At 40.8% G+C, this 7356-nt stretch carries 7 protein-coding genes and 1 pseudogene; all 8 read right to left on the bottom strand.

The genetic code is table 11. From position 1 onward, the window contains the following. Window positions 1-149 (bottom strand): annotated as a pseudogene (locus tag E4T71_RS10270) (IS5/IS1182 family transposase); the annotation flags it as partial. Window positions 150-359: 210 nt separating this feature from the next. Then, window positions 360-1112, bottom strand: coding sequence for an NADPH-dependent oxidoreductase (locus E4T71_RS07715; RefSeq protein WP_135038681.1), 753 nt, complete (start codon window positions 1110-1112; stop codon window positions 360-362). A gap of 8 nt (window positions 1113-1120) precedes the next feature. Then, the gene (yaaA, locus tag E4T71_RS07720) at window positions 1121-2359 is read right to left on the bottom strand and encodes a peroxide stress protein YaaA (protein WP_167758499.1); all 1239 of its coding nucleotides are present in this window, start codon (window positions 2357-2359) and stop codon (window positions 1121-1123) included. A 155-nt stretch (window positions 2360-2514) separates the two neighbouring features. Then, entirely contained in the window at window positions 2515-3135 is a 621-nt protein-coding gene (locus E4T71_RS07725; RefSeq protein ID WP_135038685.1) for a copper homeostasis protein CutC, read from the bottom strand. A gap of 76 nt (window positions 3136-3211) precedes the next feature. Beyond that, the gene (locus E4T71_RS07730; protein ID WP_135038687.1) at window positions 3212-4657 is read right to left on the bottom strand and encodes a sodium:alanine symporter family protein; all 1446 of its coding nucleotides are present in this window, start codon (window positions 4655-4657) and stop codon (window positions 3212-3214) included. Between the two features lie 3 nt (window positions 4658-4660). Then, window positions 4661-5554, bottom strand: a complete 894-nt coding sequence (locus tag E4T71_RS07735) for an RluA family pseudouridine synthase (RefSeq protein WP_135038689.1) — start codon at window positions 5552-5554, stop codon at window positions 4661-4663. Beyond that, window positions 5544-6005 (bottom strand): signal peptidase II, encoded by a 462-nt coding sequence (lspA, locus tag E4T71_RS07740; RefSeq protein ID WP_135038691.1) that lies wholly within the window; start codon window positions 6003-6005, stop codon window positions 5544-5546. The genes E4T71_RS07735 and lspA overlap by 11 nt, the downstream gene beginning before the upstream one ends. Beyond that, window positions 5998-6903 (bottom strand): LysR family transcriptional regulator, encoded by a 906-nt coding sequence (locus E4T71_RS07745; RefSeq protein WP_135038693.1) that lies wholly within the window; start codon window positions 6901-6903, stop codon window positions 5998-6000. The genes lspA and E4T71_RS07745 overlap by 8 nt, the downstream gene beginning before the upstream one ends. Window positions 6904-7356: the final 453 nt, after the last annotated feature.

Below are 7356 nucleotides of genomic sequence, written 5' to 3' on the forward strand. Positions count from 1 at the left end.
CTCATTTTTGGAGTCCGACCACCTTTAGAGTGTTTGGCTTGATAAGCAACTGTCAAGATTTCTAGCATTTTGTCAAAAGTTCTTCTCTCAACACCAACTAGGCGTTTAAAGCGTAAATCGGAAAGTTCTTTACTGGATTCATAATTCATGCTTCTATTTTATCATATCCTTGTTTCGCAGGAAGTCTAATATAAAACAAGACTTCAGTCAGAAAGGCGAGAAACCTCATTCACTCATTGGCGCAGCAGTATTTGCTCCTTCGCCAATCAAAGGCTCCTCATCAATCAGCCTGCCATACACAACATTCATCAAGTTCAAGGACACTTTTAAATTACTGAACTCTTGAACTCCAATGAGCCTTAATCTTCTCCTCGAAAAAATCCTTGTTCCTGTAGGGCATCTAGGGTCTCTGCTCTTTTAGCAGGCAACTGAGCCATCTCTTTCGAAATTTTTGTCGTAAAAGCTTCTAGACGATTGTTAAAGGAGCGAAGATCATAGTAGTTTTCGATTTCTTGATCATACGCTTCTAGACTCTCAAGAGGATGTTCCAATTCTTGATACCGGTTTTCCATGTAAATGATATTTCTTGGTAAACGAGGTTTGATCTGTGGATCCTGATCCGGCCAACCTAAGGCTAATCCCACAGCAGGATACACATAGGCTGGCAGAGCCAATAATTGGCAGAGTCGCTTAGGATCGTTAAGGATACTCCCTAGATAAACAGTTCCTAAACCTAGACTCTCCGCTGCTACCACCATATTCTGAGAGGCAAGGAGTGCGTCTGCATAAGCGGATAAAAAACGCTCTGGACTACCTTGTACATGAGCTGGAGCAGCTTGTGCTTCTGCAATTTTAGTATTCCTTGCCTGATCCACCAAGAAAATAAAGAGGTGCGGAGCAGACTCAATGTACTCCTGCTGTCCAATCTCAGCTAGTTCTTTCTTCAAATTTGGATCGGTAATGCTCAGGATTGAATAAGATTGACGGAAATTACTGGTTGGAGCTTGTTGGGCAACTTTCAGCAATACATCCAATTCGTCTCTTGTTAGCTCTTGCTGACGAAATTTACGAATACTTCGGTGCCTTAATTGAGATTCTATCGTTTCGTTCATGCTACCTCCTATACTTCTCGCACAAAAATCCAATCTTTAGTATCAGATAAATCCTCTTGATAAACAAATCCAGCAATGTTTATCCTCTTAATAGCCTCCAGTTCCTGAACCGGATTTTCCATCAGTGTTTGGATTAAGAGACCACGCCCTTTTTTGGAAATGGTGGAGTGCGTTTTAAGAGCATCGCCTTTTTTTTCTTTAAATTGAATTCGAATAAACTGATCTCTGACTTCCTTAGAAAATACCTGCTCAAACTCAGATGAAAGTAGTGAGAGCACAGTATCATTGCCAATCGCTGCGTCAAAATGGGGACGCCAGAATTGACTCAAACTTTGACCTTCGACTTGAAGGGGAACTTGAAAATCCAAACGATGGGGTGCCATTGGTGTTAAAATAGGCACGCAACCATAGAGACTGGAAGTGATGTATACATAATTCCAAAAGGGATTGTCAGTCTGGTCCCGATTGATTTGTCGATACATCAGACCATTAAAAAGTTGAAGGGCTGGCTTGCTCTTCGCTTGACCTTGACGCAAAGCTAAGAAGCGCTCTTCCTCTTCCTTTGCCTTGTCCTCTTTTAATTTAAAAAAAGCCGACCAATCCTTAATTTGCTCTAAGACTTCAAGAACAGTTTGACCAGCTGGGGATAAGGACTCACTTTCAGTAAATGTCCCAGACAGGTCTAATTCCTTGGCTGTAGGCAGTAAAATTTTCATCATTTTCCTTTCCAAAGTCAAATCTCCTCCAATCATTTGATAAGATTTGACCAAGTAGCTTAGTAGCTGTTCTAGTGTATGACGACCATCCAGGGGAAAGCTAATCCAATATTTCTTGTTCATGTGAAAACCTGGATAGGCTACATGCTTGTCCAATAAATCCAAAACCTGATCAGACTTGATTGTTAAAATCGTAACTGAACCCTCTTTTCGAGCATCGATTTTTGCCCAATCGATTTCTTGAAGCACTCCAAACCAGGTTTGTTTGGAGCCATAACGAAAGACAGCGGTTTTAGGATGAGCCTCCCAAAGAAAGTCTGGCTTCCAACCCCAACGAATCTGAATCAATTGTAATAAAGCTTCAGCTTGATCAGAGAATATTTTTTGTGGATGACTAATCTCTCTGTCCATGTGACTCAATCTTTTCCAAAGAATTTCTCGTACGTGACCAACATAAGCGCCCTTACTAGAAGGAATAAAAGCCAAGGGATACTCTGCTTCAGCTAGAGAATCCCAGAGACTAATCTCCATCTTTGCTTCCTGTGGGTTCCATCGGAGATGAAGTTCCAATTCCACCTCTTCCAAAATTTCGGAATAGTGATAGATTTCCCCTCGCTTTGTAAAACCAACGTTTTCAAGACTCTGTTCGTCAATAGGATTTTGAAAAAAGTTTGACCGCCAGTCCATTATCCAACAACCTTGGTCCCATGAAGTTGATCCACGCCAAAACGTTGAGCAATTTTATCACGATTCTCTAGATTAATTCCTCCGCCAAGAAGAATTTCAATTTTCCCAGCTGCGCGTGCAACAATTTGATCAATCTGATCTGCATAGAACCAAATATCCTGATCCTGAGGACCACCGTGAGTCAAAATTCGTTTAAAGCCTGCTTGGGCTAACCAATCTAAGGATTCGAGGCGTTGTTCCCACGGAATTTGGTCAAAAGCCATATGAAACACAGCCTCATCCTCACCCACTGCCTGCAAGAGCTTTTGAAGATTTTCCTTGTCCAAACTTCCATCTTTCAATAGAAGTCCAAAAACAAAGGACTTGATTCCCATTTCTTTAGATAGCTGAATCTGCTCTACCATAAGATCCACTTCTTCTGGACTGTATACAAAATCTCCGCCTCTTGGACGAATCATTAGTGCAATGGGCAGTCCCAGTGGTAATGCTTCTTCTATCATAGCTGGACTCGGAGTAACTCCCCCTACTGACAAATCTCCACAAAGCTCAACCCGCTCTGCCCCCGCCTCTAAAGCAAAAGGAATTAACCGAACATCTTCTGTACAAAATTCATAAAGCATAGCCTCTACCTCCTATTTCTGCTAATCTTATTATACAAAAACTCAGGCCTAATGACCTGAGTTTCGATTGTTTAGCTTACTTGTTACGTGACCGATTTTCCCAGTAAGAGACATTTTCAATGCCTAATTCCATCGGATTAAAGTCAGGATTCTTCCCTTCTTTTCTTTGTTTTTCATAATCTTTCAATAATTTGAAAGTAAGAGGAGATAGGAAGAGAATGGCGGTGACATTGAGCCAAACGGTAATCCCGCTGGCAATCTCCCCCATAGTCCAAGCCATTTGACTAGAGGCAATCCCTGAGTAAATCAACATGCCGACCATCAAAACTTGCATGATCATCAGTGGGATTTTCACCTTCTCAGGCTTCAGTAAATAACGAAGATTTGTCTCTGCAATATAGTAATAGCTCATCAAAGTTGTGAAGGCAAAAAATACCAAGGCGAAAGCCACAAACACAGGACCAAACGATCCTAAAATAGTCGACAAGGCTGTTTGAGTATAAAGAGCCCCTGCGCTATCCGAATTGGTATTGGCCAAATGAGCCACAACAGGATTTGAGTTGGCATCAAATACATTGTACGAATTTGTCAAAAGAATGACCAAGGCTGTCCCCGTGCAGACAAAAAGCGTATCAATGTAGACAGAGAATGCTTGAACCAAACCTTGTTTAACTGGATGGGACACTTGAGCAGAAGCTGCAGCAGCAACTTGAGACCCTTGTCCAGCTTCGTTTGAATAAACCCCCCGTTTCACACCGTAAGAAATGGCAGATCCGAGTAAGCCCGCAAACATAGGCTCTACTCCAAAAGCAGATTTAAAAATCAACTGGAAAACAGGAACTACTTGATTTAAGTTCGCAAAGATAATCACAAAAACCATCAAGAGATAAACTCCTGCCATAAAAGGAACTACAACTTCTGCAATCTTAGCAATTCGTTGAATACCGCCCAAGACAATCATTAAGAGTGCCACCACAACAACCAAAGTAGAGACTAATGGGGGAATGCTCAAGGCATTGTCCATAGCTACACTAATCCCATTTACTTGAATCCCTGACATCAGAAAAGCAAATGAAAAAGCAAGAATCAAGGCCATCCCCATTGCTAATTTTTTCAGTTTTAAACCTTTTTCAATATAGTAGGCTGGCCCACCATAGAAATGGCCATCAACTTCTTCTTTATAGACTTGACCTAAAGTCGTCTCCACAAAAGCAGAGCCAGCTCCCACAAAGGCAATCACCCACATCCAGAAAACTGCACCAGGACCTCCAAAGGCAATGGCAGAAGCCACCCCTGTAATATTCCCGGTACCAACACGACCAGAAAGAGCTACTGAAAGGGCTTGGAAAGAAGAAATCCCTTGCCCATCCTCGGGTTTTTCAAACATCATCCGAATCATTTCTGGAATCATTCGAATCTGAACAAACTTTGTACGAATTGTGAAATACAAACCTGCTCCAATTAGAAAAGCTAGCAAAGCTGGGCTCCAAATCCAATCGGAGAGGGTCTTAATGAAATCCATGAATTAATAATCCTTTCTTAATTGCTCGAGATTTTTTTCAAATATATCCGGTAGCGGTGCTGAAAACACCATCGTTTCCCCTGTTCGAGGATGCGTAAAACCTAACTGTGCAGCATGTAAAAATTGCCCATTTCCACTCAAGGTTTTCTTGGGACCATAGAGTGGATCACCTGCAACTGGGTGTCCAATATAAGCCATATGAACCCGAATTTGATGGGTACGTCCTGTCTCCAACTGCAATTCCACTAGACTGTAGTTGCCAAAACGTTCCAAAACAGTAAAACGAGTAAGTGCTGGCTTACCATTAGCTTGGACTGCCTGTTTCTTCCGATCTTTTTCACTGCGACCAATAGGCGCCTCAATAATCCCTTTGTCACTTGGCACATTTCCATGTACCAAGGCTAAGTATTTCCTTAGTGATTTTTTTTCTTTTAATTCTTGAGCCAATTTCTCATGAGCTTGGTCATTTTTTGCGACCATCAAAAGGCCAGATGTATCCTTATCAATCCGATGAACAATTCCTGGACGCATAACACCATTGATGCCAGACAAATCCTGAACATGATACAGTAAAGCATTGACAAGAGTCGCATTAGGATGCCCAGCACTAGGATGAACCACCATCCCCTGTGATTTATTTACAACTGCAACATCCTGATCTTGATAAATTAAATCGATTGGCAGATTTTCAGGTTGAATGTCCAACTCCTCTGGTTCTGGAAGCTGATAGGTGATGATATCCCCTTCTACTACAGCATATCTAGGCTTTTTAGCCTGACCATTCACTAGAACAAGACCTGCCTTTATCTGTTCATTGGCCAAGCTTCTAGAAAGCTCTGTATTCTCAGCCAAGACCTTATCTAAGCGCTCACCACCTATTTTTACCTTAAATTCCATCGTCATCCTCCCTTAAGAGATCCAAAATTAAAATCGCAACTCCAACAGTTAAATAGGTATCCGCTAGATTAAAAACAGCAAAGTCGATAAAGGTAAGCTGGAACATATCAATTACAAAGCCTTGAGTAGCCCGATCAATAAAATTTCCAATACCTCCAGCCATCATTAAAGCCAAGCCAACTTGGCGCTCCCATTGACTGGATCTAGATTTGAAAAAATAATAACCAGCAATCCCCATCGTCAAAAAAGTAGTTAAGAAGAAAAACCAAAACTGTCCTTGAAGTATAGAGAAGGCAGCGCCACGATTTTGCAAATAGGTCAAATCCATAATTCCCGGCCAAAATGTTAATGACTCACCAATGGCAATATGTCCCACAACCCAAAATTTAAGAAATTGATCTCCCAGTATCAGGAAAAAACCGAGAATCAGCAACAATACTTTTCTAGACATAACCAATCTCCTCTGCTGCTTCAACGAGCAATTCTAAAAAGTCCTGTGCAATTGCCGATAGCTCACTACCCGAACGAAAAGCACAAATCATGGTATTCTTACGCCCTTCTTTAACTGGTAGGGCTACAATCCCCGGACTCACTTCCTTGTCTAAAAAACCTGAACCTGTCGCATAGCCATGTGTACGCTTCAATAATCCATTCAAGGTTGCGCGATCCGTTACTTCATAAAGAACTGGACTTGTCGAAGTATCAAAAAAGTTCTCTGAATAATAGAGGTACTCATCCTTCTCCTGTGTAAAGCGAACAGTAGGATAGTTCTCCAAATCAGACATAGAAATCTCTCCCTTTTGAACCAAAGGATGATTTTCTGCTAGATAAATATGGGTTGGGAATGAAAATAATTCTTGTATTTCCAAATCCATTTTCTGCAACTTTTGCTGAATCCCTTTTTCATTTTGACTATTTAGGTAAAAGAGACCAATCTCACTATGCCCCTTATAAACCTCATCTAAGATTTGAAGCGTCGTAGATTCAAATAGCCGAAAATCCCTGTGCTCTGGCCAGAGTTTAGCCAACTTATTTAAAATATCTGGTAAAAAGTCATAATGCTGACTCGCCACAGAAAATTCTGTTGCCTCTTCAGGTGATTGGTATTGATTTTCCAAAACGTCAAATTCCTGAACTAAGTTCTTTGCCTTTTCATAGAATGGCATTCCCCTTTGAGTCAGGAACGTTCCCGAATTGGTACGATTAAAAATCTTAAAACCAAGCTCCTGCTCCAAATCTCGAATAGACATAGACAAGCTCGGTTGGCTGATATACAATTTTTCTGCTGCTTCTCGGAAGGTGCCACTATTAGCCAAGGCCACCACATTCCGTAACTGTTGAATATTCATATTCCTACCTGTTTCAAAAAACTTCCTTCTATTTTACAACACTTAAGGCAAAAATTCTAGGTCTACTACGGAAAAAAGCCCTTCCAAACACTTCTTATAATCATCCAAACATTCTCAAGCGAATCCTCCTAACAAAGATTCACACAGCATAGAGATTAAGTAAGGCCTTTCATTTAACATCACCCAAATTATTCATACATAACTAAAAAAACTTCCAGAATCGCTGATACATCATGGTTTCTGGAAGTTTTTGATTTTCACCCATTAGGTGAGACTTTTTACTGGACAAAAAAGGATTTCCCCTTTATGATATAAGCGCAAACCATATCAAAATAGAAAGGAAACCCATATGTTCAGTCTAACAAATTACAATTCTAAAAACAACACTTTTTCTTTTGATGGTGGAAATCTAACGAATTACGGAGGATTACTTCTCTTTAAAGTACTTTTTGA

This window comes from Streptococcus sp. WM07, assembly GCF_004570525.1.
In the GTDB taxonomy this organism is placed as follows: Bacteria; Bacillota; Bacilli; order Lactobacillales; family Streptococcaceae; genus Streptococcus.